The organism is Xanthomonas sp. LMC-A-07, from assembly GCF_030208825.1.
GTDB lineage: Bacteria > Pseudomonadota > Gammaproteobacteria > Xanthomonadales > Xanthomonadaceae > Xanthomonas > Xanthomonas campestris.
This window is the reverse complement of record NZ_JARVTF010000005.1, coordinates 597,737-621,349: the sequence shown is the minus strand read 5'-3', so window position 1 is coordinate 621,349 and position 23,613 is coordinate 597,737. Positions and strand designations below refer to the sequence as shown.

The following is a 23,613-nucleotide window of genomic DNA, read 5'->3' as shown; positions in this document are numbered from 1 at the left end:
TCCCTCATCGCACACGCAGCGTCTGGCTTAAAACAGCGTTTCCTTGAACGGCAGCATGGCTGCACCCAGCACCGTGGCGTTGGCCTGCACCTGCCCGACCAGCAACGCCGGATACGGCGATGCAACGCCGCGCCGCGGTGCCGATTCGAAGCGGACGCGGGCGATTAGCCGCTGCGCAAGGTCGGTAGGCAGGCGCGCGCCAAACACGATGACGGGGGGATCGATCAAGGCGATGACAGCCGCCACCGCCAGGGTCACGGTGGCCTGCACGGTGTCCAGCCAAGCATCGATCTGCGGCCATGCCGGATCGTAGTGCTGCAGCATCGCGTGCAGATCTGGCAGCACATGACCCTCGGCCACCAACGCCTGGCGCAGGTTTTCCAGCGTGGGCCGTGCGGTGCCGGTGATGGCCGAGATGCGGCCCAGTTCACCCGCGTTTGCATGCGCGCCGCGGCGGACGTCACCTGCGGCAATCACACCGGCGGCAAAACCATCGGCGATGTACAGGTACACCAGGTCGGGCGACTGGCGGCCGATCCCGTACACCGCCTCCGCCAGCGCCGCGCAGTGTGCGTCGTTGTCCATCCACACCGGCAGCTGCAGGCAGTCGGCAACGAGCGCGTCCAGCTCAACCTGCATCCATTCCGCGTCCAGTGACAGCGGCGGATTGACCCGCGTGCCGTCGCCGATGCGCGGCCCGGTCATGCTCAGGCCCACGCCAAACAGCCGTTGCCGCTCCACGCCGGTGTCCTGCAGCAGCGCCTCCACCAGTGCAGGCAGGTGCGTACGCACCGCCGCCAGCGTTAGCGGGAAGGCGGTGAACTGGCGCATGCCGCGAACCTGGCCGGCGAAGTCGATCAGCAGCACTGCGATGCCGTCCACCATCAACGACACGCCCAGGCTGTACGCATAGTCGGGTGCCAGGCGCACCTGCACGCTGGGCTGGCCCCGTCCGCGCCGCAGCGATGGCCCCAGCTGCAGCAGCCCGCTGGCCACCAGCGGATCGATGATGCCCTTGGTGCCGGGCACGCTGAGACCCGTGGCCCGCGGCAGATCGGCGCGGGCGATCTGCCCGGCACAACGGACCAGATCCAGCAGCATGCGCTCGCTGGCACCGGCGGCCTGCCCATCGCTGCGACGACGGTAGTGCGAACGGATCGCCGCATTTACGAAGAAAGATGGCATGCGCAGCGAAAGCTCCGGCGTTGTCACAAAGGTTTTAATTAAGCAGCTTAATTTAACTCACCTGCGGCCCGCGTTGGGTCTCGCTGCTGGAGCGTGCCATGCGCCTGTTGCACCCGGATTCCCGCCCCACCTGCCCGCCACGGCGCGCTTTGCCCTCGCGACGCGTGGTGCCGCTCGCGCTCGGGCTGGCGGTGACTGGCTGCCTACCCCGGTTCGCCAGCGCCATCGAGGCGCCGGTGGCGGCCGACGCGCAGACCCTGGATGCCGTGCAGGTGCGCAACCCGTTCCAGTCGCAGAACACGCGTGCCATCGCCACCAAGCAGGCCGCACCTACCATCGTTGATTCGGTTGCCGCCGACAGCATCGGGCAATTGCCCGATTTCAACATCGGCGATGCGTTACGGCGCGTCACCGGCGTGAGCACCGTCGAATACCAGGGCGAACCGCGCTACGTGACCGTGCGCGGCCTCAATGGCAACTACAACAGCATGCTCATCGATGGCTTTGCGTTTGCCAGTAATGACATCGGTAGTCGGCAGGCCTTGATGGATGTGCTGCCGGCGAATTTTGTCGACCGCATCGATGTGGTGAAGTCGCTGCTGCCGGAGAACGACGGTGCTGCCATTGGCGGTGTCACCAACCTGGTCACCGCGACCGGCTTCGCGCGACCGGACGGCCTGCTGACGGCCTCGGCCAAGGGCGGTGCCAACCTGATGGGGCAGCGCTACGGCGGCCGCACCCCGGTGGGCGAAGGCGAACTGAAATGGAGCAAACGCTTCGGGCGTGAGGGCGAATTTGCCTTCCTCGGCGCGGCCAGCGTGTGGCGCCGTGAGATCTCGGTGCCGCAGCAGGAAAACGGCGGCGGCTTGAATTGGTACGACGCCGACGGCGCACGTGCGCCGCTCGCCTATGCCGGCGTGGGTGCTGCCGTGCCCAGCGAACGGCGTTGGTACAACTACGACAACACCCGCGAACGCCGCGGCGTCACCCTGCGCGTGGACTGGCAGCCGGACGGCCCGCTCAGTGGCCATATCTCCGGATACGCGTTTCGCCAGCGCGAGGCATCGGACCGCAACACCCAGGCCGCACAAGTGCAAAACAGCGCGCGCCTGACCCGCACCGGCGCGCAAAGCGGCACGTTGGACAACGTCAATCAGCTCGTCGAGCTGGGGCAATTGCGCTGGAAGCGTGGGCTCTCCGGGCTCAATGGCGAGCTGCTGGCCGAGCTACCGGCCCAGTGGCGCGGCGCGCTGCGGGCAAGCACCTCGCGCGCCACGGTGGACAACCCGCAGACCTGGGATCGCTTCCAGCAAAACCGCCTGGCCTACGCGTTCGACTGGACCGGCAACCTACCTGCCTTCGCTGCGTTGAACCCCACGCAGGCCGACGACCCCGCGCGTTATGCCAACCTCAACCACCAGCAGGAGCGCACGACCTACGCCGAGCGGGTCAGCGACCTGCAGCTGGACCTGCGGCGCAACATGGACGAGGACAGCCGCGGCCTGGGCCTGGCCTGGGGCCTGCGGCAGGTGCGCACGCACATGCAGACCGCGTTTGCGCGCACCACCTGGAGCGGCTTGCCGTATGCGCTGGACGACGTGCTGGGCAGCCCGATCTGCGCACTGGGCTGCACGATGCCGATGATGACCATCGACCCGGCCCTGGCCGACGTACGCTGGGATGCGGCTGCCGGCCAAGCGCGCGGCGTGGTGGACACCAGCGCCCAGAACAGCGGCAGTTACAGCGTGGACGAGCAGGTCCGCGCCGGCTTTGCCCAGGCGCAATGGCGCGGGGAGCGCTGGCAGGTGGCCGGGGGTGTCCGCCTGGAACAGACACGCTTCGGTAGCGCCGGCCTGCAGGCGAGCGGCGCCACCTGGACGCCGGTCAACGCGGTGCGGACCTATCGCAACTGGTTGCCGTCGTTTGCCGCGCAACTGCAGACCAGTGCCAACGGCACGCTGCGCATTGGCGCATCGCGCTCGATCGGCCGACCACGCCTGGACCAGATGGCATTGAACGGCGGTGTGCTCACCCTCGGCAGCACCCCACCCACGCTCAACCAGGGCAACCCGGACCTGCAACCGCGCCGCTCGCAGAATCTGGACCTGGGCCACGACTGGACCTTCGACGATGGCGGCAGCCTGCTGTCGGTCGCGCTGTTCCACAAGACGATATCCAACGAGATCTTCCGCTACGGCCAGCTGCAGGACATCGACGGCCAGCAGGTGCTGGTCACCCAACCGCGCAACACCGACCGCCCGGTGCGCCTGCGCGGCGCCGAACTCGGCGCCATCAAGGAGCTGGGCCCGTGGTTGCCTGCACTGAACGGCCTGTCGGTGGGTGCCAACATCACGTTGCTGGACGTGGCGTATCCGGTGGTGCTGGGCGATGGCACCCGCACCTCGCTCACCGTGCTGCCACAGCAACCCAAACAGCTGTGGAATCTGAGCATGAATTACGCGCGCGGCCCGCTGCGCGCATCGCTGGCCTGGAACCACACCGGCGAGCTGTGGGACGACCGCTACCCCAACTACAGCAACGCGCTGGAGTTCTACCGCAACCGCTACCAGCAGCCGCTGGATCGCATCGACCTGAAACTGGGCTGGGACGTGTCACCCACGGTGGCGGTGAGCCTGGATGTGCTCAACCTGGCCGGGCAAGGCTATCAATACCGCATCGGCCGCCAGCAGGAATACGTGCAGTCGGCGTGGAAGATGGCGCCAACGGTGATGCTTGGCGTCAATGTCAAACTCTGAGGAACTGCATATGCCCCCGCTTCCACCTCCACGCATCAGCCGACGCGCCCTGCTTGCCGCCGCCGGCGCATCGGCATTGGCCGCTACAGTGCCGGCATTCGCCACTACAACAGCGCCCTCAGACGTAGGCCGCAAATTTGCGCGCTCCCGCCGCCCGCTGCCGTTTGCGGGCAACACCTTCGTTGGCCATCTGCCGCAACAGGGCGATGGCTACGACAGCTTCGACCGCGTGCTGGATATCTATCGCCAATTGCCGGAGCAGCGCTTTGGCAACAAGTTCGCGCTGCTGCCGCCCAGCAGTTATCACGTGACCCTGCTGGGCGGCGTTAACGAGACCGATCGCGCACGTGGGCCATGGCCAAGCGATGTGGCACGCGATGTGCCGCTGGGCGAGATCAATGCCAGCTTCCTGTCGCGGCTGAAGCAGCGCGCTGCCGCCCCGTTGGGGGCATGCCGGTTCATCGTCGACCCGTCTGTGGCCAAGACCGGCAGCAACGACAACCTGCTGATTCCGCTGCTGCCGGCCGATGCCGCAACCACGCAGCGGCTGGACGCTGCACGCGCGGGGCTCATGGCACTGACCCGTTTGCAGCGGCCGGACTACGTCAACTTCCGCTTCCATATTTCGTTGGCGTATCTGTGCGCCACACTCGATGCTGCGGAGCAGGCGGCGTATCGCAGCGTGGTGACGTCGTGGCTGAAGCGGCTTGCAGACACTGGGCCAATTACCATCCCGCACTTTCACTTCTGCACGTTTGCCGACATGTATGCGTTTCGTACCGAATACGAAGTGTGAGCGTGGCTGATGGTGACCAGCGCTGTCACTGACAGCTTCGCGCGGCACGCTTATGCCCGCGCCTCAGACACCTCGGTGGTCATCTGCCACGCGGCGAACGCCTGCTCGAACTCGGCCAGCGTCAGCAAGCCCATGCATGCATGGGCACCGCTGGGCAATGCAGCGCCGGCGGCGAGCTTACGTACCAACAGAATCGCGGCCAGGCAGGGAATTTCCGGGCCGTGCAGCATCGGGGCAGTGAGATCCCAGTGCACGGTCAGTGGCTGGCCGTCGCGCTCGCCGCGCAGCGTCACGCGCATCCCGCCCAGGTCGGTACCGAAGCGATCAAACCAGCGCCCGGCGCGTGCGAGTAGCTGCGCCACGCGCGCCATCGGTAGCGGCACCCCGCGTTGGCGCAGCCAGGCGAGTGCGGCCAGGCAACGCTGCAGGAAACCCACTTCCAGCGCGGCGCGGAACTGCACGCTGCGGACGCCGGGATAGCGTTGCGGCAACAGGTCGTGGTCGGGCACATCGCAGGGGGATGCCAGGCGCGGTGCTAGCTTTGCGAAGTGCACACGTTGCGGCGCGGCCCATCCCACCACGGTCTGCCAACGCCCCTCGCTCCACCACGTAAACGGTGTGCCGCAGTACGACAGCACCGCGCGCACGGTGGCCAGCCCCAGCGGCGTGCCCTGCGCTGGCGCGATCACCATGCCGATGTCGTGCAAGGCCGAAAACCGTGGCAGCAGTGCGTCGATGACCGCGCTCGACAGCGCGGGCAAGGTGCTGGCCCCGCTGATCGCCACACGCCCGGCCTGCTGCGCAAGCGCGTTCATGGCGCCTGGGAAATCGCGCACGAAGCTACGGCCGTCGGCCAGGTCGATGTAGTGCACGCCCGCCTGCAGACAACTGCGCGCCACTGCGTAGTCCTGGCCCTGGAACGGCCCGGCGGTGTGCACCACCACGTCGGCCGCGGTGGCAGCCAACTGCGCCGCGAAGTCGTCAGCGGCCATGTCCAGGCGGCATGCCGAAATATGCCCGGGCGCGGCATCGGGCCAGGTAGCGGCGATCGCGCCCGGGTGACGCCCCGCCGCGATGACATGCACCTGCGGCGCCGCCGCCAGCGCACGCACGATACGTGCGCCGAAGTGCCCGTAACCGCCCAACACCATCACCCGATACGTCATTGCCTGCTCGCCGCCTGCCGATAGCGCACAGTATCGGCGAACAGGCAGTGCGGCGATCAACGCTCGACCAGGGTTGCCAGCCCGTGCTGGATTGCTTCGCGCATCAGGCTTCGCGCCTGCGCCTCTGCGCGCGCACTGGCCACTGCTTGCTGCTCGGCAAGGTCGGCCTGCTGGCCGGCCAGTGCGGCCTGTTGCGTGGCCAGCGCCTCCATCTGCTGTTGCTTGCTGCGCTGCTGCGCCGCATTGGCTTGCTGGGCGGCATGCTCGGCCTTGCTTGAGGCAGAGGGACCACCTGCGATTGCTGCATGCGCCTGTGCGGCAGCAGCGGCTGCATCGTGCTCGGCCAGGGCGGCCATCTGTTCGCCCAGTGCACCTTGCTGCTCGCCCAGCCTGCCTTGCCGCTCGCCCAGCGCCCCCTGCGCATCGCCCAACCGCGCCACCGGTGCATAGAGTGCATGCAGGCGATCGAGCGTTGCCGGGTCGCGCACCACGTAGCTCTTGCTGCCACTGCGGAACCACAGCACTGCGTTGCTGTTGCCGGCCAGGCGCTGGGCGCGCTTGAGATCATCGAGCGTGCCATGCATGACGTTCTCGCCGTTGTGGATCAGCACATAGGCGTCCTGGTCGGCGCTGGCCGAGAGCCTGAGCTGGCCGTGCGTGGTTACGCCGCTTGTTGCCGGGCGGGTTGGTGCCGACGTCGGTGCCGTGGGGCGCGGGGTATTGGCTGCCTGGGCTGCGGTCCGTGCGGTGTCGGCGCGCACTGTTGCCGTGCGTGCAACCTCAGGCGCAGCTACAGTGGCGGTGTTGCGTGCTGCCTGTGCAACAGGCATCACGCTCAGGCAGAGCGGCAGCATGGCGGTGAGCGCAACGCGCTGGATCGCGTGAGTGCCAGCGCGCGGAAGCAGACGAGTGATGTACGACATAAGAATCTCCACGGATGAGTGAGTTGGTGCGGATGGTGTTGGGTTGATGGCAGGCCCGGGCATTGCGTGACGTTGCTGACAGCGTTTGGGAACACACGCAGCACGATGCAGCGCGACACGCGTTACCTGCCTTGGCTGCTAACCCGCCACCCGCGTTGCCCGGCCACTGGCCAGCGCCTCGCGCAGAACGCCCAGCGCCTGACGTGTGGCCAGACGCGTGGCGCCCGCCTGTTTCCTTGCCAGCGCGGCCTGCTGTTCGGTCAATGCGTGTCGCTGGGCGTCCAGGACCTGCGTGCTGGTGGGAGGCACCTTCGACGACGGCGCACGAGGTGCGGCAGTGCCTGCCTCGGGCGCTGCAGCGAGCTGTGCATCGAGCGCCTGCTGACGCGCATCCAGCCGCTCCTGCGCCGCGCGCAATTGCAGGCTGCGTGCATAGCCGGTGCGCAGCCGATGGATCAAACCGGGGTCGCGCACCACGTACTGCACACCGCTGGCACGGAACCACAACACCCAGCCGTTGGCGTTGGTATGCCGGCGCGCGGCCTGCAGATCGTCGGCCGTGCCGTGCATCAGCTCGCGTTCGCCCTGCAGCAACACATAGGCATCGCCATCGTCTTGCGTGCTTGGCGTCGCGGTGCCGCAGGCGCGGCTGGCTGGTAGCGCGTGCCGTGCAACCTGGCGCGGCCGCGAAACGATGAAGGGGTGCGCCGCTTGCGTCGCAGATGAGACAGGCGCGGGTGGCGCCGGCGGATGCGGATGCGGATGCGGATGCGGTGATGCTGCGGGTGCGATGGGTGCGGCCGGTACAGAAGGCGCAACAGGTTGGGCGGGGCGTGCGCGCGCCGAAGGTCCTGGCGATGCAGCGCGAACTGCTGGTTCCGGAGCAGCCGGTGCTGCAGTTCGCGCTGTGGCGCTGGGCGACACTGCCGACGCTGGCGGCAACGGCGCGGCGGCGGCGGCGGGTGCCGCGCTTGCCAACGACGCAGGCGCAAGCGGTGTCGCCATCGCTGCAGGTGCGGCGAACGCACCGAGTGCCAGTAGCACTGCATCACGCAGGTACCGCCGTAGAAGGTTGATCTGGCGCATGTGCAATTTCCTTGAAAGGTTGGTTCCGCCTGCACGCATGCGCCGGCGGATTGGGGAACAACAAACGCGCGCCCACGGCGTTGCCGACGCTGTGGGCGTCGAAACTCGGTTCATCGGTGGATCGGCGGGCAAGCCGGTGGCGTGGCCTGCCTTGACTTCAGGTGGTGCGTGTAACGCTCTGCGTTAGAGCGCTACGCAGCGACGTGACACTGTGACTTGATGCATCTGCGATCTCCTCAACGTGCAACGGGTGCCTGCTTGACTGCGCAGGCGGATCAAGAACTGCGAATACACGGCCACGGCGTTGCCGACGCTGCAGGCGTCCAGACTCAGGAAATGCCGGGCTGTGGCGGGCCCGTGGTGAAGCAGGTACTACCTTGACCGATGCGATACCAGCCCATTGCGCCGGCAGGTGCTTGGCGTCAGGCACTGCGCTGAAGCGCAATGAAGAAGACTGCGCTCACCGCGCGGTGGGTGCGCAGTCGTTTTGATAGCTGCTCTTAGCAGGCTATGAAGGGATTCGTCGCCAAAACCTGCGCCAGGTCCATGCCGGCTCCTGGTACCGACCGCACCCGCCTGACGGTAAGCGCAGTCGTGTCGTCGATGGCTCCTAGCTGTTCTTCGCCCGTTCTGCTTCTGCTTGCGCGTGGTCTGCCTCGACTTGCGCTTTTTCGGCCTCTACCTGCGCCTGCGCTGCCTCGCGTTGCGCTTGTGCCGCTTCCCGTTGCCCGCGTTCGGCTTCAGCGCGGCCCTGACGCGCGGCCTGCTTGGCCATTTCGACCTGCTGCCGCGACAGCGCGTCTGCTTGGCGCATCGCAGCGGCATACGCGTATTGCGCCTGACGATGCTGCTGCGCCACTTCGCGAATCTGTTGCTCGGCTTCGCGTGCTTGCTGTTGCGCGTCCTGTTTGGCTTGGGCCAATTCCGGGCCCAACGAGGCCAGTTGTTCGCGTGCTTCCTGTAATGCGTCCTGTGCTTCCTGCATCCGCTCGTGCTGCATCTCAAGGTCCTGGTTGTTGGCAGCGAGCGCGTCGTGCACCGCGGCTTGCGCGCCACGGGTGGCATCGCGGCGGATGCGGTCCAGGTCGAGATTCCAGCCGCTGTCCGCTGGGTCCGCATCCGCGTCATGCAGCGGCTCGGCACCCAGCACATCGGCGATGACACCGTGCGTGGCAGGGGCGGCCGCTTCCGCGGGCGCAGCCGGCAGCGCCGGTGCAGGCAACGCGGTCATCGGTGCTGCAGCGTCTGCAGTGGTGACCTGTGCGCGTGCAGCGCGTGCTGCTGCCGGGGCAGTGACCACAACCGGCTGCATGCGCGGAGACGTCACCGGTACCGGCTTGGCCACCAGACGCAGCGGCAGCACACCGCACACCGCTACTGTGGCCAAAATCACCGCGGCGGCCAGCCGTGGAAACGCGCGGGTGTCCTGCAACATCGACAGCCTGCGCTTCAAACTGATAAACGAGGGCGACGCGCTCGCCACGCCACCGCGTGGGCGCGGCGCCACACCCAGTTGCAGCAACAAGCGGCCGTACTCGTGGCGGCAATGGCGGTGCCCGGCGACCACGGCAGCATCGCAAGCGGCTTCGCGGGCGATGCCATATTCGCGCGCGGCCAGATGCACCAGCGGGTGGAAGAAGAACAGGTGCTGCGCCAATGCCGGTAGCAAGCCCCACCACAGATCGCCACGGCGCAGATGGATCAACTCGTGGGTCAGCGCCATGTCCAGATCGTCATCGGCCATGTGCGGCAGACGTGCAGCAGGCAACAGCAACACCGGTTGCCACGGGCCGATCAACTGCGGCGAATCGATCTGCGATGACAACCGCAGGGCCGGCGGGCGCGATAAGCCATGCGCTTCGGAGGCCATCTGCAACGCCTGCACCAAGGCGTGGTCGGTGCAGGGCTCGGCCGCACGCACCAATGCACGGCTGCGCAGATAGGCGCGCGCCGTGCCGGCAGCCAGCACCAGCACGCCCGCCACCCACAGCGCCAGCAATGCCATCGCAACGGTGGGCCAGGCGCCGACCTGCATCACCTGCGCGGTGGCGCTAGCATGTGCGGCCGTGGATGCCGCGGCGGCGGTTGCCATCGGGGCCAGGCTGTCGGCCGAACCCAGCGCAGTGGTCAGGTGATGCGCTGGCAGCACCGGCAGCTGCACCGGGCTGCTCCATACCAAGCCAACCAGCGCCTGCACACCCACCAACCACCACAACCAGGTTTGCGTGGCCGCCGGCAGACGGCGCACGCCGCGACACAGCGCCCACACCACCAACACCAGCACCGCGGTCTGCACGCTGGTGGCGCCAAGCTTCCATAACACCGCTTCGATCAGGGGCGACATGACTCAATCCTCCTTGCGCTGCGATTGCAGCTTGGCAACCAATGCTTCGAGTTCAGCCAGTTCGGCATCGCTGACTTCGGCGCGTTGCGACATCCACGCCACGAACGGCGATACCGACCCCTGCAGGGTCTTTTCCACAAACTGCCCCACCGCCCCGCGCACCACATCGTCCTGGCCAGCGGTGGCGCTGTAGCGGTACATCCCGTCGACCTGCTTGCGCCGCAGGAACCCCTTGGTGCGCAGTCGCTCCATCATGGTCAACACGGTCGAGCGCGCCAGCCCACGCGGCTCGCCGAACGCCGCAGCCACCTCACCGACACTGGCGTGCCGCTGCTCCTCGATGTATTGCAGCAGGGCCAGCTCCTGGTCCCCGATGGTCTTGCCGCGCATGTCCGACTCCCTGACTACAGTTGTCGCTACGCTAGGCCTGACGACAGCTGTAGTCAATAGGTCGGATGGCAGGGTGCCGTTGGTGGGTTGGGCAGGAGATGACAGCAAGGTCGACCGGCGTTGCTGTGCGCGAGCCTGCGGGCGTAAGTGGCGCAACGACTGCTCAGTGGCAGTGCAAAGCGACTGCTACGGTCTTAAGTTCCCCTAGCCTCGGCCAATACGGCTGGATGGGCGAGTACAAGTCACGCGCGAGTCAAAGATGCCCTGCAGCGTGTGCGCGCGCGAAAGAAACCACGGGTTCGATGCCTGCCTGTTTTGCAAAGGCTCTCTAACTGGAAGGCACTATTTGCTACATCCACTGCGGGCTTGCTGCGTTGCCCGCGTGCAAATATTCATCAGGTCAGCGCTTCACCACCGCGCTGTCGGCGGATGTTCCCTGCCACCGTTCAATTCAATCGCTGACGTGATGTCGTAGCCGCCGCACTCTGGTCGCCACGTCGCACTAAGAGCGGCTAACAAAACGTAGCGAGCAGCCGTCAGGTGGGTGCGGACGGCGCGGAGGAACCGGAGTGTACGGGGGTACATGCCGATTCCGAGCACCGGCCGCGCCCGCCTGGCGGCTGCGCAGTAGTTCTGATAGCTGCTCTAAGGTCTGCTGCAACGCTGCCTGGTCATACCATGCAATCAACGTGCTGCGCATCAGTAGTCGGCCACTGGCTCCGCATTTTCGATGACTGCCTCGTTGGATACATAACGTGCCTCTGCTGCAGCGATGTCGTCCGCGTGCACGTCGCACCAATGCAGCAAGCCGAGAAGTGGGCCTTCGAGAGTTTTCCCAAGCTCGGTACGTTCGTATTGAACAGCCACTGGCGAGGAAGAAATCACTTGACGCTTGATCAGACCCACGCGCTGGAGCCGACGCAGCGAATCGGTCAGCGACTTATGGGTCACACCGCCCAGGCGCCGTTTGATGTCATTGAAGCGCGTGGGACCCATACAAAGAACGGTGAGGATCATGATCGACCATTTGTTAGCGATCGGATCCAGGGCAACACGGATGTCCTCGACTCTGCCGAGGCTACAGACCCTGTCGGTATCGTCGACCATATCTAGTACCTTCAAGGTGCGTAATTGAAACCTAGTATAGAACAGATATTCTCTGTCACCTCGGGCGCTCAGTTATGCCATGACGTTAGAACCGCATGCCGACATTGCCCGTTACTTCCCCGGAAGCGTTACTCAGGCTATTTACCTCTCCAGAGACTATCTAAATGACGAATATCGAGATCAGCGGAAAAGTTGCACTCATCACTGGCGCATCCAGTGGCATCGGCAGCGCGACTGCACTCAGGCTGGCCAAGGCAGGCGTCAAGGTGGGACTTGCAGCGCGGCGCGCAGATCGGCTGGAGGCTCTGAAAACCGAGATCGAGAGCCAGGGTGGGCACGCATTGGTATTGGAAATGGATGTTGCCAACAAGCACTCCGTCGACGCGGGCGTCAAAGCATTGCTGGATGCGTATGGTGCGATCGATATCGTGTTCAATAATGCCGGGCTCATGCCGCTGTCCAACGTCGAAGATCTGCTGACCGACGAATGGAACCAGATGGTCGACGTTAACCTCAAGGGCGTACTGCATGTCACCGCAGCGGTGCTTCCACAGTTAATCAAGCAGCATTCCGGCCATATCATCAATACCTCGTCGGTCGCAGGGCGCAAGCTGCTGGGGCCTGGATTTGCGGTTTATTCCGCAACCAAGTATGCCGTGACCGCCTTTACCGAAAGCCTGAGAACCGAGGTCGGCAAGAAGCACAATATTCGGGTGACCAGCATTCAACCCGGGGCAGTGGCGACTGAACTGTTTGCCCAGACCAGCAGCGAGGAATACCAGGCCATGATGGCGGGATTTGCAGGATCGCTGCGCGCCCTGGACCCCTCCGATATTGCGGAAACCGTGCTGTTTGCGGTGCAGGCGCCGGCCCACGTGAATATTGCCGAGCTATATGTCGTGCCGACCGAGCAGGCGTAACCAACGCTAGTTTGTACGTGAATGCCGTGATGCTGTGTAGTGCACAGCGCGGCAGATGGCTCCGCCGGCCACACACCGGCGGAGCCATCTGCTATCGCAACAGCCTGGGACGAACCACGCGCTGATATGCGACCAAGCAGAGCCGTGTTGTCGATGATGGCGAGCGCACACGGCGGCGGCCGGCGACCAGCAGCCTCTACGCGCAAGGCCTTGGTATTTGGACAACTGCATTCCCACGCCGAGTCCGATGCCGCGATGCTGCGCCGCTGCACGACCACGCAGCTGGAGAAACACCCGCATACCGTCGACGAACAAGTGCCTGCGCGACTCCAACCGACGGTGGCAATACTGATGCCTCTGCGTCACCAGCTTCTGCGCGCCAACGCCCAGTCCGCTGCGCGGACGCTCCTCGCTACTTCGCGGATGCCCTCACTCACAGCGGAACCTCAATGGCCCGCAACCGCTGAACGCGTGCCCGCAGCAAAGCCGTGGCGCCGCGCGCGCCAGGCAATGCACCATCCAATCGCCAGCACCACGGCCATGGCCGCGGGAAAGCTCTGCGCGCCCCAGTGGTTCAGCAGCACGCCGCCCATCACACCGCCGCCGGCGATGACGCTGTTCCAGGCCACGACATTGAGCGACAACGCAACATCGGCCCCCTCACCCGCGCTGTCGGCAAGCGCGGTCTGCAACAGGGTTGCCGCACCGCCGAAGGTCAGCCCCCAGACCGCCACGCAGGCGTAGACCACCGGCTGCATGTCCTGCAGCACGATCAACACCACGCAGATGGCGAAGAACGTCGCCAACGAAATCAGCACGGTGCGGCGCAGGTGGCGTTCCACCAGCTTGCCGGTCACCGCGATGCCCAGCAGTGCCGCCACGCCGAAGATCAGCAGCAGCACATCGACACGATCGCCCAAACCCACGTGCGCCGCGAATGGAGCGACATAGGTGTACAGAATATTGTGTGCCAGCATCCATGCCATCACGGTGGCGAGCACCGGCCGGACACCCGGTGTGGCGAGCACCTTGCGCAGCGGCACGCGCTGCGATGCCGCTTGGCCGGGGTAATCGGGCACTTTCAGCAGCACCCAGGCGATCAGGATTACCGTCAACCCCGACATGCTGCCGAACGCGGTGCGCCACCCCAACAGGCCGCCCATCCACGTGCCCAGCGGAACACCGAGCGAGAGCGCAATGGGGGTGCCCACCATCGCAATCGCCATGGCCCTGCCCTGCTGTTCCGGCGCAACCATGCGCCGCGCGTAACCGGCCAGCAGGCTCCACGCTAGTCCTGCCGCTGCGCCGGCAAAGAAGCGCGCCACCAGAGTCAGGCTGTAGCTGTTGGACAGTGCAGTGACCGAATTGAACACCAGGAAGCCGACGATGGTGAGCAACAGCACATGACGTCGCCGCCATTGCTGGGTGGCAATGGTCAGCGGGATCGCCGCCAGCACCGAACCCAGCGCGTAGGCGGTGACCGTCTGCCCGGCAAGCGCTGCAGTAATACCAAGGCCTGCGGACATCTGCGGCAGCAGCCCGGCCGGCAGGGTCTCCGTCACGATGCAGATGAAACCGGTCATGGCCAGTGCCAACAGGGCCGCGATGGGCAGCGGCGCGGGCACCGCGTCTACCGATGATGCGTTTGAAGAAGCCACAGGGTTTTCCTTGGTGACGGACCGTGGAGGTCACAGATATATACCGATCGATACATATTTGGCCGGGCACAGTTGCGTTTGTCAACCATATCTGTATCGACTAGTATTGATGTCAGTCTTGGAGGGTGCCATGGCACAGATGGGTAGACCACGCAGCTTCGACCGCGACGCCGCGGTCGAGCAGGCGCTTCATCTGTTTTGGGAGCAGGGCTACGAGTCCACTTCCTTGAGCCAGCTCAAGGAGGCCATCGGCGGCGGCATCAGTGCGCCCAGCTTCTACGCCGCATTTGGCTCCAAGGAAGCACTCTTCACAGAATGCGTGCAGCGCTACCTGGCGACTTACGCACAAGTGACCCACTGCCTGTGGGACACCTCGCTTGAGCCAAAGCAGGCCGTGGAGCTTGCGCTGCGCCGTTCGGCCAGGATGCAGTGCGAACGCGGCCATCCCAGGGGCTGCATGGTGACGCTTGGCGTCATGAGCACGCCGTCGCAGGAGTTCTCCGCGCTCTCTGCCCCGCTGACGCGCTCGCGTGCGCACACACGCGCCGGCATCCGCGCGTGCGTGGACCGCGCCATCGCCAATGGAAGCCTTGCAGCGGACGTCGACGCGGCCGCGCTGACGTGCGTGTTCGACAGCTTCATGCTCGGGCTATCCACGCTCGCCAGGGACGGCAAAACCTTCAAGGCGATGGATGCGGCCATTACGCAACTCATGCAGCTGTGGGACATGCACGCCCGCTAGCGGGCTCTTGGCGCACGGCTTGTTTCCGCTAGCCCACTACCAGCCACCCTCGCGCGCCACCTCCAGCAGAAAGTCGCGCAGCAATCGGGCGCTGGGGCCGATCTTTTTCGAATGCACCAGGTAGATCTCCAGCGGCGCGGTCTGTGCCTGCGGCAGCACCTGCACCAGCTCGCCTGCGGCCAGCGGAGCAGCGGCGTCGTAGCCGGGCAGGCGCGCGATGCCTTCGCCGGCAAGCACGAAGGCCAGCCGTGACACCGCGCTGTCGGTGACGATGTCGCCCTGCACCGGGATGTCGATGCGTTCGCCGTCGATCTGAATCTGCGTCTGCCGCTGACTGGGTGGGTAGATCACCCAGCGGTGTTCCTTGAGCGCGGCGGCCGTGGTGGGCATGCCGTAGCGTTTGACATACGCCGGTGACGCGCACAGCAAGGTGGCTTCACGCACCAATGGCCGCGCGTACAGCGTGGAATCCGGCAGCGGGCCGGCGCGCACTGCCAGATCCACACCCTGCTGCACCAGATCCACGTTGGCATCGCCCATCGCGATATGCAGGCGGATCGCCGGGTAGCGGCGGCGAAAGGCCAATAGCGCGGGCAGGATGCGTTTGTTGCCGAAATGGTGCGAGCAGGTGAGCCGCACTTCGCCCTGCGGTTCGGCGCGCAACAGCTCCATGCCGCGCAAACCATCCGAGGCTTCGTCGAGCAAGCGCTCGCAATGCACGCGAAACGCCTCGCCCGCCGGGGTCAGGCTGAAACTGCGCGTGCTGCGGTACGCGAGCGGCACGCCCAAGCGCGCTTCCAATGCGCCCACGTGATGGCTGACCACTGCGCGCGTCAGCGCAAGTTCGCGCGCGGCCGCGGCGAAGCTGCCACAGCGCACCACCGTGGCGAAGATCGCCATGGCGCGCAGTTCGTCCAGCACAGCCATGGCAGCCTCAAGTGCGTTTGTCTTACTGAATTTTACAATCTGTCAGCCGCCCGCTGTCTACTGCCCGCGCCGTGCGCCTTCTATCGTCTCTCCACCGGCTGCTGCCGGACTCAATCACCCTCAAGGAGAGCGCGATGCACACCAAGCATGTCTTGTTCGTACTGACAAACGCCGGCCAGATCGGCCCCCATCAGCGCCCCACCGGCTACTTTTTCCCGGAAGTGGCGCACCCGGTCGAAGTGCTGGAGCAGGCTGGCATCGCGATCGAATTCGCCTCGCCTGCCGGTGGCGCGGCACCGGAGGATGGCTACGACGCATCTGATGCGGCGCAGCTGGCGTTTCGCCACAGCAAGGCCTTCGGCCGCATGGCGCATAGCCGCAAGTTGTCCGAAGTGGACGTGCGCGATTACGACGCGGTGTTCGTGCCCGGCGGGCTGGGCCCGATGGTGGACATCAGCGGGAACCGCGATGTGCAGGCGTTGATCAAGCAGGCGTGGGAGGCCGACATGCTGGTCGCCGCCGTCTGCCACGGCCCGTCCGCGCTGCTGGGCATCACGCTGGACGATGGCACCGCGTTGGTCCAGGGCCGCCGCGTCACCGGTTTTTCCACCGCCGAAGAAGATGGCTACGCGCGCGCCGATGTGCCGTTCGACCTTGAATCCGCCTTGCGCGAGGAAGGCGCGCTGTATTCCGCCGGCGCAGACTGGCAGCCGCATGTAGTGGTGGACGGCACGCTGATCACCGGCCAGAACCCCGCCTCTGCCGGCCCGCTTGCGCACGCACTGGTGGCCGCACTGCAGGTGCAGGCATGAGCGCGCCGGCCCGCCCCATCGTGGTGGTGGCGCGCTGGAGCGTGCCTGCCAGCGCGCGCGCCACGGTGGTGGCGCTGCTGCCAGAGCTGCAGCGGCACTCGCTGCAGGAACCCGGCTGTCTCGGATACGAGGTGCTGCATGCACCGCAGGCCCCGGAGTGCATCGTGCTGATCGAACGCTACCGCGACAGCGCCGCCATCGAAGCGCACCGCAGCACCACGCACTACCGCAGCCTGGTGGTCGGACGCATCGTGCCGCTGCTGAGCAGCCGGCAGGTGGATCTGCTGGAAACGCTGGACTGAGCCGTTGTCATGCGGGCTGTCAGGGATGATGGCCCGTGGCTTTTGTAGGAGCGCGCTTGCGCGCGAGGGGCGTTCCCGAGAAGGCTTCATCGCGCGAAAGTGCGCTCTTACTCGGCATTGCGCGCTCCGTGCTCGACGTTGGCACTTATGCGTAATTGGCTGTTTGCTTGCCTGCACACCGGTTCAACCGCATCCATGCAGGGACGCGTCGGGCCTGATCAGCGCCTGCCGTCCGACGCACAACACCTGATCCCCGGCGCGCTTAAACTCACCGCAGACCGACAAAGGTGTGCCTGCCGTGATCGACCTCAATGACATTGCGCTGTATGTGCAGGTCGTGCGTAGCGGCAGTTTTGCCGAGGCCGCGCGCCGGCTGGGCACCGCGCCCAATAGCGTGAGCCGGCGCGTGCAGCAGCTCGAAGCGCAGCTGGATACGCGGCTGATGCAGCGCTCCACCCGCAAGCTCACCCTGACCGATGCTGGGCAGGCGTTCTACGAACGTTGCGCCGATGCGGTGGACGGGCTGACCGATGCCGGGCAGTCGCTGATGGCCGGTGGCGAGGAGGTCGCGGGCCTGGTCCGGGTGGCGGCGCCGGCGGATTTCCTGGATTTCTTTCGGGTCGAATGGGTGGCCGACTTCCTGGCCGCGCATCCGCGCGTGCGCCTGGAATTCTTGCTCAGCGATGCGCGTGCGGACCTGATTGCCGAGCGCATCGACGTGGCATTTCGCGCCGGCACCCTGGCCGACTCCAGTTACGTGGGGCGGCCGATCCTGGCCGACAACCGCGATGTGCTAGTGGCGAGCCCAGACTATCTGCAGGCACGTGGCAGGCCGCTGCGCCTGGATGAGCTGCCGCAGCACGATTGCCTGGGCATTCCGCATCCCAGCGGGCACGTCAGCTGGACGCTGGTAGGTCCGTCCGGGCTTGCCGAAACAGTGCAGGTGCCCACCCGTTTTGCCGCAAATACAGCGCGCGCGCTACGCTTGGCGTCCGTGGCTGGGCTGGGGATCGCCTTGTTGCCGCAGGCACTGACCTGGCCGGATGTGGCCGAAGGCCGCCTGATCACGGTGTTGCCGGATTTCCAGCGCAATGGCCAGGGCGTGCATGCGCTGTATCCCAGCCGGCGGCATCAGCCGCGCGCGGTGACAGCGTTTATCGAGGCGGTCAGCGCGCGCTTGAATGCGATGTAGTGCGGTGCGCTGGCATTGGTTGATTAGGTGATCGATGATTTGCTGCGCGTGTTTTGCGACCAAGAGCGGCTCACAAAATGTAGCGGCAATCTTCAGACGGGCGTGCGGAACCGGAGTGTACGAGTACATGTTGATTCCAAGCGCCAGCCACGCTCGCCTGGCGGCTGCGCAATCGTGTTGATCGCTGCGCTAAGGCGTATAAATTCGGTGTTTGCACGGGTTTTTTAAAACACATGAGCGATGCAATCGCTCGATGTGTCTGCCTGAAGATCATGCCGGCGCAGATACCTCACCGCGCCAACCGGTTGCTGCGAGCGGCATGCAGCCGCCCGCACCCGATCACACCGGCAAGGCGTCGATCTGTGCCTGCGCAGCGGCCATGCCGGCAGCGCGCGCCTCCGGGCCCAGGGCCAGGCCTTCGGCAACCACCACTTCCGGTTGATGCAGACCAACGAACCCCAGCGCGGCGCGCATGTAGGTTTCCGCATGCTCCAGTGCCGCCGTCGGCGAGCCTTCGCCATACCGGCCACCGCGCGCCACCGCCAGGATCACCCGCTTGTTGCCGGCCAGCCCTTCGAGCGCGCCTTCGGCGGTGTAGCGGAAGGTCTTGCCGGCCACCAGTACACGGTCGATCCACGCCTTGAGCTGGGTGGAGATGGTGAAGTTGTACAGCGCCACGCCGATCACCACGGTGTCGGCATCCAGGAATTCCTGCAGCACCTGCGCGCCTAGCGCCAGGTCGTTGGCCAGCTCCGGCGTCTGGTCGCCGGTGGGGTTTTGCGCGGCCGCCAGATGTGCGCCGGACAGATGGCCGATCGGATTAGCCGCCAGGTCGCGGTAGGTGTACTGCAGCGCCGGATCGGCGGCCTGCAACTTGGCCACGATGCTGGCGGTGAGTTGGCGGCTGGCGGAATAGTCGCCCAGGATGCTGGAATCGAGATGGAGCAGTTTCATGGTGATGTCTCTGATGGAAGTGATTGAAGTGGTTGAAGTGATGCGTGGGGTGCGGCAACGCGCGAAGGCGTTGCTGCGGTGGTCTGGCGGTGAGTCATGGAGCGCTGTGCACACACGGGTGATGGTCACAGCACCCTGTTGAAAGCGGAGAGCAGCGCAAGCTGCAGCGCGTCAGGCCGTTGCTACATCGTGCGAAGACGCATCTGCACTGCAGCGCACGGCTGAGATGCGTGGCGTGACGCAATTCCTGCGGGCGATGGCATCAGCACGGTGCGCTGCTCCGTCCTGGGTGCAGCGCAGTGATCGGCGGCACGCATGCCGCCGATCGCGTTGCTCAACCCAGGCGCCCCTGGCTGCGCAGCTGCGCGCCGATGCGGCGGATCTCCGCTTCGCCCTGGGCCAGGCTGGCCGCGTTGGTGTGCACCGAGTAATGGCCCATCACCAGATCGTGCGGATGCTTGACCGCCGAGCCGAGCACGAAGGTGGTCGGGCCAACCGCGGTCACCTCGATCGCCTGCTCGCCGTCCTTGAACACCGCCATGTGCCCGCTGGCGATGGTTTCGGCCGCCTCCAGCTGCCCGCCGTGCACCGCGATCCAGGCCACGTCGTGGCCGGCCGGCGGCACGTAGCGCCAACGCTCGCCGTCGGCCAACTGCACACTGAGGTAGGTCATGTCGGCCGGTGCCGGGATCAGGCTCTGCGCCTGGCCATAGCGCCCCAGCAACACCCGCGCCGGGCCCACGCTGGGCACCTGCTCGGGCGACAGATACAGGCTCTGCGCCGGGGCGTTCTCCTCGGCGGCCGGCAGCGCCACCCAGAGCTGGAAACCCACCGCCGACGCGCCGCCCACCGGCATGCCGTCGTGCCAGACGCCGTTGCCGGCGCGCATCCACTCCACTCCGCCGCTGGGCAGGGTGCCGTGCTTGCCGGTGCTGTCTTCGTAGCCCACCTCGCCCTCCATCAGGTAGGTCAGCGTGGCGATACCCGAATGCGGATGCATGCCCATCGGCGCCCCGCCAATCGTCGGCTTGACGGTGAACAGGTCCAGGAACACGAACGGCTTGACCAGCTGGCCCAGGTCGCCCGGGCTCATCAGCCGGGTGATCGGGCCGCGGCGGGTGCCGCTGGTACGGAACACCACCGGGCGCGGCCGGGCGATGGACGGCACGGTCGGCGCGCCCTGCGACAGAGGATCGGCGTGGAAGGAGGCCAGTTGTGCGTTCATGTCGGTTCCCCTCGGGGTGTTGGTGGAGCGGTCTGCTCCGGTGAGGGAAAGACTAGGCGCCGCCGCATTGATCGACTAGACGGAAGATTTGGAGTGGAGTCGTCCACTATTCGAAGTAATCGACTGGTTGCTGGCAGTGGCCAACCGGCTTGGCGCTGGGAAGCCCGGATTGCAGCGCGTGTTGCATCGCTGCCTGCTGCGCGTCGCAAACGTGTGCATCCATTCGCACTGCAAAGGGTTTCTTGCGACTGGTCACGGGCTGTCATCGCAGCGTGCTGATCGCGGTATGGCACTCCGGAATGCACGGCAGGAAAGCGTATGCATGGGTTCGAGTGCGAAGCGGTTCCATGACGGCGGATCGCTGATTGCGGCCTGGCGCCAACCGGGTGCATTGCAGCCAAGCACGCGTATCTGCTCGAATTGCCGGGGATTGGTCGCCGCTGATTGCTGATCGCACATCGCACTACCGGAGCACAGCAGCAAAGCAGGTGCATCCGCTCGCAGCGCGAAGGGGTTCCAGCGATGCTAGTCGCCGATCACCGCACGCTCGCCCTCACTGACTTGCGACAGCAGTACACGCTGCTGAGCTCCAAGGCGTCTGTAAGCGAGGCATCCCATTTGCACCGTGGATTATGCCCTGTGCGATGAAAAACCCACCTAACAGCACGCATCAACGCCTCACTGCCAGACACTGGCGGCAGCGCCCCGCACGCCGGGGAGACATGGACCCACGGCAGAGATTTCAGAAAAGCGTTGACAGGCATTGAATCAAGTGTAATTGTGTCGCCAACACATCAACTTGACCGCCATGACCACCAGTACCCGCTTCGTCGTCGCAACCCATCTCCTGACCGCCCTGGCGGTCGTGGGCGGCAAGCCGATGCGCTCGGAAGACCTGGCTTACAGCGCCAACACCGGCGCGGTGGTGGTCCGCGGTCTGCTCTCGCGGCTGACGGCTGCCGGGCTGACCACCTCGCAGCTCGGTGCCGGCGGTGGCGCGCTGCTGGCCAAGCCGGCCGAGCAGATCACCCTGCTGGACATCTACCGTGCGGTGGAGAACACCGAGCTGTTTGCGGTGCACCGCACCCCGCCGTGCGAAAACTGCGCGGTGGGCGGCCACATCCTGCCGGCCCTGCAGCCGGTGCTGCAACGCGCGCAGCAGGCAATGGAAGCGCAACTGGCCGCCGTCAGCGTGGCCCAGCTCGCGACCGACGTGGCCCGGCTGGGCAAGTTCACCCTACCGCTGGAACAGTAGTCCAATCCCACCCCTTCATTTCACTTTAAATGTCGTCATGTCGACGACATACATTAGGAGAGTCACCATGAGCATTGGCATCATCGGCGCAGGCGCCATCGGCAGTGGTTTCGCACGCATCCTGGCCAGCAAGCACATCCCGGCCATGATTTCCAACAGCCGCGGCCCGGACTCGCTGCAGGCATTGGCGGCCGAACTCGGCCCCTCGATCACCCCGGCCACTGCCCATCAGGCCGCCCAGGCCGACATCGTGCTGGTGGCGGTGCGCTGGCACAGCCTGTCCGCCGCTCTGGCTGGCTTGCCCGACTGGAACGGCCGCATCGTCATCGATGCCAACAACGCGCTGATGGACGTGGCACCCGATTCGCCGGACGCCACCGACCCGTCCAACCCGCTCGGCGGCTATGGGCTGAAGGCGATCGATCTCGGCGGCCGGCCCTCCAGCGTGGTGTTCTCCGAGCTGGTCCCGGGCGCCCGCGTGGTCAAGGCGTTCAACCACCTGGACGCGCAGCTGCTGGCCAAGCTCGACGTCGCCGAAGGCAAACGCGCGTTCTTCCTGGCTGGCGACGATGCCGATGCCAAGGCGCAGGTCGCCGCGCTGATCACGCAGCTGGACCTGGCCAGCGTCGACCTGGGCGGCCTGGCCAGCGGCGGCAGCTTGTTCGACCTGCCGTTTGGCCCGCTGTCGGTGGCCAGCTTCGTCAAGCTCTGAGTTGGAAGGCTGGCAGCGGCAGTGCGACGGTGGCAACTTGCAACCGTCGCGGCTGCGGAAGTCACAGCCACGCCATCGCCGCAGCTCTCTGTGGCACCGCACGTCTGCGTGGTGCCGCGATAAGGCAACCCCTCCATCTGGCCCGGGTCGAGCAGTGCTCGGCGCCAAGCCATATGCGATGGGCATTGCGGTGGCTGCGTTGCAGCCGGAACTGATGAGTAGTGGAGTTGCGGTTGCTGATACGGTTGTTGCCGGTGCCGTTGGTTGCTGTCGCCGGTATCGATGCGGTTGCTCGTGCATCACTGCCTTCGGCAGTCAGCGTCCTGTTTCGTCTCGATCCTGACGCTTGGACCGGCGACATGCGCACCAGACCTTCAAAACCAGCTCGCTGAGCGACGCACCAGGCGTTGGGCGTCCCGGGCGTAGGAGCTTGGCTTTCGGCCTGACCAAACGCTGCGCACTGGTTGGCGGCCTACTCCTGCAAACCGATGCCCCAACCAGCGCGCGACATCCGCTCAGCGATTCGCTACACGCGTCGCAAGCACCGGCGTCTTCATCCGATCCCCACAGCGCGGCCTTCACGCTTGCGGCCATTCTTCCCGCTGGAGATCGCCATGGTCCGCACCCTCGCCCCGCTTGCCGCCGTCCTGCTGCTGTCGGCATGCAGCACCAACCAGGTTGCGCAGGTGCAGCCGATCGATGGCGTGATCTCCGGCCAGTGCCATACCGACAAGGTGCGCGGCGCCGTTGGTTTGGCCGCCGCGGCGCAGACCGTAGAACGCGCCCGCGTGGATAGCGACAGCCTGCAGGTCAGCGTGCGCCGTGGCGAGCGCAGCACCGGCGGCACCACTGCCAGCGGCCTGGCCGACCCGGCCCAAGGCGCAAGCGAAACCGGCGGCGATCACCTCACCATCGAGACCGGCCCGAACGACAACATCACCGCCATCTATTGCGGCTGAGCAGTCCCGCACGCGCTTCGGCGCGCCATCGCCGCATGGCGTCTCGCCAGCGCGGCGCATTCGCATACGTCTGCTGGGCGCCGATGGCATTGGATAAAGCCATGCGGCACAACGCGCGGACCATACGCATCGCGCATCGGTCCGAATGCCTTGAAGCCACGCCGATGCGCGCAGGTTGCGGCCCTGCAGTTCGCCTGATGCC

General features: G+C 65.9%; 22 protein-coding genes and 1 other RNA gene. 11 read left to right on the top strand and 12 right to left on the bottom strand.

Features of this window, described 5'->3' with window-relative positions; genetic code table 11:
- Positions 1–27: 27 nt before the first annotated feature.
- The gene (locus QRM89_RS05685; protein WP_285447484.1) at positions 28–1,185 is read right to left on the bottom strand and encodes an ROK family protein; all 1,158 of its coding nucleotides are present in this window, start codon (positions 1,183–1,185) and stop codon (positions 28–30) included.
- Between the two features lie 98 nt (positions 1,186–1,283).
- Here QRM89_RS05685 and QRM89_RS05680 point away from each other — a divergent pair, with 98 nt between their 5' ends.
- Both QRM89_RS05680 and QRM89_RS05675 read left to right on the top strand, forming a co-directional pair.
- Entirely contained in the window at positions 1,284–3,941 is a 2,658-nt protein-coding gene (locus QRM89_RS05680) for a TonB-dependent receptor (RefSeq protein ID WP_285447483.1), read from the top strand.
- Between the two features lie 10 nt (positions 3,942–3,951).
- Positions 3,952–4,737, top strand: a complete 786-nt coding sequence (locus QRM89_RS05675; protein WP_285447482.1) for a DUF1868 domain-containing protein — start codon at positions 3,952–3,954, stop codon at positions 4,735–4,737.
- Positions 4,738–4,787: 50 nt separating this feature from the next.
- Here the strand turns inward: QRM89_RS05675 and QRM89_RS05670 are convergent, their stop codons facing one another.
- From QRM89_RS05670 to QRM89_RS05660, 3 genes are all read right to left on the bottom strand, one after another.
- On the bottom strand, positions 4,788–5,903 hold the full coding sequence (locus QRM89_RS05670) for a saccharopine dehydrogenase NADP-binding domain-containing protein (protein WP_285447481.1): 1,116 nt from the start codon (positions 5,901–5,903) through the stop codon (positions 4,788–4,790).
- Between the two features lie 56 nt (positions 5,904–5,959).
- Positions 5,960–6,826 (bottom strand): hypothetical protein, encoded by an 867-nt coding sequence (locus tag QRM89_RS05665; protein WP_285447480.1) that lies wholly within the window; start codon positions 6,824–6,826, stop codon positions 5,960–5,962.
- 138 nt (positions 6,827–6,964) lie between these two features.
- Entirely contained in the window at positions 6,965–7,423 is a 459-nt protein-coding gene (locus QRM89_RS05660; protein ID WP_285447479.1) for a hypothetical protein, read from the bottom strand.
- Positions 7,424–7,563: 140 nt separating this feature from the next.
- Here QRM89_RS05660 and QRM89_RS05655 point away from each other — a divergent pair, with 140 nt between their 5' ends.
- Positions 7,564–7,902 carry a hypothetical protein gene (locus QRM89_RS05655; protein ID WP_285447478.1) on the top strand — a complete coding sequence of 113 codons (339 nt, stop codon included), beginning with the start codon at positions 7,564–7,566 and terminating at the stop codon, positions 7,900–7,902.
- 620 nt (positions 7,903–8,522) lie between these two features.
- Here the strand turns inward: QRM89_RS05655 and QRM89_RS05650 are convergent.
- The 4 genes from QRM89_RS05650 to QRM89_RS05635 form a co-directional block, all read right to left on the bottom strand.
- On the bottom strand, positions 8,523–10,256 hold the full coding sequence (locus QRM89_RS05650; RefSeq protein WP_285447477.1) for a M56 family metallopeptidase: 1,734 nt from the start codon (positions 10,254–10,256) through the stop codon (positions 8,523–8,525).
- A gap of 3 nt (positions 10,257–10,259) precedes the next feature.
- Positions 10,260–10,646, bottom strand: a complete 387-nt coding sequence (locus tag QRM89_RS05645) for a BlaI/MecI/CopY family transcriptional regulator (RefSeq protein WP_042595475.1) — start codon at positions 10,644–10,646, stop codon at positions 10,260–10,262.
- Positions 10,647–11,156: 510 nt separating this feature from the next.
- Positions 11,157–11,231, bottom strand: a non-coding RNA gene (locus QRM89_RS05640) — sX9 sRNA.
- A gap of 114 nt (positions 11,232–11,345) precedes the next feature.
- Complete coding sequence (locus QRM89_RS05635) at positions 11,346–11,753, bottom strand: helix-turn-helix domain-containing protein (RefSeq protein ID WP_225042586.1); 408 nt, start codon at positions 11,751–11,753, stop codon at positions 11,346–11,348.
- 164 nt (positions 11,754–11,917) lie between these two features.
- Here QRM89_RS05635 and QRM89_RS05630 point away from each other — a divergent pair, with 164 nt between their 5' ends.
- Positions 11,918–12,673 carry an SDR family oxidoreductase gene (locus QRM89_RS05630; protein WP_228441125.1) on the top strand — a complete coding sequence of 252 codons (756 nt, stop codon included), beginning with the start codon at positions 11,918–11,920 and terminating at the stop codon, positions 12,671–12,673.
- A 446-nt stretch (positions 12,674–13,119) separates the two neighbouring features.
- Here the strand turns inward: QRM89_RS05630 and QRM89_RS05625 are convergent, their stop codons facing one another.
- Positions 13,120–14,331: an MFS transporter gene (locus QRM89_RS05625; RefSeq protein WP_343237669.1), complete on the bottom strand. Its 1,212-nt coding sequence runs from the start codon at positions 14,329–14,331 to the stop codon at positions 13,120–13,122.
- A gap of 130 nt (positions 14,332–14,461) precedes the next feature.
- On the opposite strand from QRM89_RS05625, the gene QRM89_RS05620 reads away from it, so the two are divergent.
- Positions 14,462–15,073, top strand: coding sequence for a TetR/AcrR family transcriptional regulator (locus tag QRM89_RS05620; protein WP_285447476.1), 612 nt, complete (start codon positions 14,462–14,464; stop codon positions 15,071–15,073).
- 36 nt (positions 15,074–15,109) lie between these two features.
- Here the strand turns inward: QRM89_RS05620 and QRM89_RS05615 are convergent, their stop codons facing one another.
- The gene (locus QRM89_RS05615; RefSeq protein WP_285447475.1) at positions 15,110–16,000 is read right to left on the bottom strand and encodes a LysR family transcriptional regulator; all 891 of its coding nucleotides are present in this window, start codon (positions 15,998–16,000) and stop codon (positions 15,110–15,112) included.
- A 134-nt stretch (positions 16,001–16,134) separates the two neighbouring features.
- On the opposite strand from QRM89_RS05615, the gene QRM89_RS05610 reads away from it, so the two are divergent.
- From QRM89_RS05610 to QRM89_RS05600, 3 genes are all read left to right on the top strand, one after another.
- A complete protein-coding gene (locus QRM89_RS05610; protein WP_285447474.1) occupies positions 16,135–16,812 on the top strand; it encodes a type 1 glutamine amidotransferase domain-containing protein in 678 nt (225 codons plus the stop codon).
- Positions 16,809–17,114 carry an antibiotic biosynthesis monooxygenase family protein gene (locus QRM89_RS05605; RefSeq protein ID WP_285447473.1) on the top strand — a complete coding sequence of 102 codons (306 nt, stop codon included), beginning with the start codon at positions 16,809–16,811 and terminating at the stop codon, positions 17,112–17,114. Before QRM89_RS05610 ends, QRM89_RS05605 begins: the two co-directional genes overlap by 4 nt.
- A gap of 298 nt (positions 17,115–17,412) precedes the next feature.
- A complete protein-coding gene (locus tag QRM89_RS05600) occupies positions 17,413–18,306 on the top strand; it encodes a LysR family transcriptional regulator (RefSeq protein WP_285447472.1) in 894 nt (297 codons plus the stop codon).
- A 339-nt stretch (positions 18,307–18,645) separates the two neighbouring features.
- Here QRM89_RS05600 and QRM89_RS05595 read toward each other — a convergent pair whose 3' ends face one another.
- Both QRM89_RS05595 and QRM89_RS05590 read right to left on the bottom strand, forming a co-directional pair.
- Entirely contained in the window at positions 18,646–19,260 is a 615-nt protein-coding gene (locus QRM89_RS05595; RefSeq protein WP_057670940.1) for an NAD(P)H-dependent oxidoreductase, read from the bottom strand.
- A 334-nt stretch (positions 19,261–19,594) separates the two neighbouring features.
- Entirely contained in the window at positions 19,595–20,485 is an 891-nt protein-coding gene (locus tag QRM89_RS05590; RefSeq protein ID WP_285447471.1) for a pirin family protein, read from the bottom strand.
- A gap of 808 nt (positions 20,486–21,293) precedes the next feature.
- Here QRM89_RS05590 and QRM89_RS05585 point away from each other — a divergent pair.
- The 3 genes from QRM89_RS05585 (at position 21,294) to QRM89_RS05575 (ending at position 23,411) form a co-directional block, all read left to right on the top strand.
- On the top strand, positions 21,294–21,740 hold the full coding sequence (locus QRM89_RS05585) for an Rrf2 family transcriptional regulator (RefSeq protein WP_285447470.1): 447 nt from the start codon (positions 21,294–21,296) through the stop codon (positions 21,738–21,740).
- Positions 21,741–21,807: 67 nt separating this feature from the next.
- Positions 21,808–22,452 (top strand): NAD(P)-binding domain-containing protein, encoded by a 645-nt coding sequence (locus QRM89_RS05580; RefSeq protein ID WP_285447469.1) that lies wholly within the window; start codon positions 21,808–21,810, stop codon positions 22,450–22,452.
- Between the two features lie 614 nt (positions 22,453–23,066).
- The gene (locus QRM89_RS05575) at positions 23,067–23,411 is read left to right on the top strand and encodes a hypothetical protein (RefSeq protein ID WP_012436881.1); all 345 of its coding nucleotides are present in this window, start codon (positions 23,067–23,069) and stop codon (positions 23,409–23,411) included.
- The last annotated feature ends 202 nt before the right edge of the window (positions 23,412–23,613 follow it).

What these genes read in the sequence shown, in the direction of transcription:
- QRM89_RS05685 (WP_285447484.1), bottom strand. Translation starts at nt 1,185, where the DNA reads ATGCCATCTTTCTTCGTAAATGCGGCGATCCGTTCGCACTACCGTCGT.
- QRM89_RS05680 (WP_285447483.1), top strand. Translation starts at nt 1,284, where the DNA reads ATGCGCCTGTTGCACCCGGATTCCCGCCCCACCTGCCCGCCACGGCGC.
- QRM89_RS05675 (WP_285447482.1), top strand. Translation starts at nt 3,952, where the DNA reads ATGCCCCCGCTTCCACCTCCACGCATCAGCCGACGCGCCCTGCTTGCC.
- QRM89_RS05670 (WP_285447481.1), bottom strand. Translation starts at nt 5,903, where the DNA reads ATGACGTATCGGGTGATGGTGTTGGGCGGTTACGGGCACTTCGGCGCA.
- QRM89_RS05665 (WP_285447480.1), bottom strand. Translation starts at nt 6,826, where the DNA reads ATGTCGTACATCACTCGTCTGCTTCCGCGCGCTGGCACTCACGCGATC.
- QRM89_RS05650 (WP_285447477.1), bottom strand. Translation starts at nt 10,256, where the DNA reads ATGTCGCCCCTGATCGAAGCGGTGTTATGGAAGCTTGGCGCCACCAGC.
- QRM89_RS05645 (WP_042595475.1), bottom strand. Translation starts at nt 10,646, where the DNA reads ATGCGCGGCAAGACCATCGGGGACCAGGAGCTGGCCCTGCTGCAATAC.
- QRM89_RS05635 (WP_225042586.1), bottom strand. Translation starts at nt 11,753, where the DNA reads ATGGTCGACGATACCGACAGGGTCTGTAGCCTCGGCAGAGTCGAGGAC.
- QRM89_RS05630 (WP_228441125.1), top strand. Translation starts at nt 11,918, where the DNA reads ATGACGAATATCGAGATCAGCGGAAAAGTTGCACTCATCACTGGCGCA.
- QRM89_RS05620 (WP_285447476.1), top strand. Translation starts at nt 14,462, where the DNA reads ATGGCACAGATGGGTAGACCACGCAGCTTCGACCGCGACGCCGCGGTC.
- QRM89_RS05615 (WP_285447475.1), bottom strand. Translation starts at nt 16,000, where the DNA reads ATGGCTGTGCTGGACGAACTGCGCGCCATGGCGATCTTCGCCACGGTG.
- QRM89_RS05610 (WP_285447474.1), top strand. Translation starts at nt 16,135, where the DNA reads ATGCACACCAAGCATGTCTTGTTCGTACTGACAAACGCCGGCCAGATC.
- QRM89_RS05605 (WP_285447473.1), top strand. Translation starts at nt 16,809, where the DNA reads ATGAGCGCGCCGGCCCGCCCCATCGTGGTGGTGGCGCGCTGGAGCGTG.
- QRM89_RS05595 (WP_057670940.1), bottom strand. Translation starts at nt 19,260, where the DNA reads ATGAAACTGCTCCATCTCGATTCCAGCATCCTGGGCGACTATTCCGCC.
- QRM89_RS05590 (WP_285447471.1), bottom strand. Translation starts at nt 20,485, where the DNA reads ATGAACGCACAACTGGCCTCCTTCCACGCCGATCCTCTGTCGCAGGGC.
- QRM89_RS05585 (WP_285447470.1), top strand. Translation starts at nt 21,294, where the DNA reads ATGACCACCAGTACCCGCTTCGTCGTCGCAACCCATCTCCTGACCGCC.
- QRM89_RS05580 (WP_285447469.1), top strand. Translation starts at nt 21,808, where the DNA reads ATGAGCATTGGCATCATCGGCGCAGGCGCCATCGGCAGTGGTTTCGCA.
- QRM89_RS05575 (WP_012436881.1), top strand. Translation starts at nt 23,067, where the DNA reads ATGGTCCGCACCCTCGCCCCGCTTGCCGCCGTCCTGCTGCTGTCGGCA.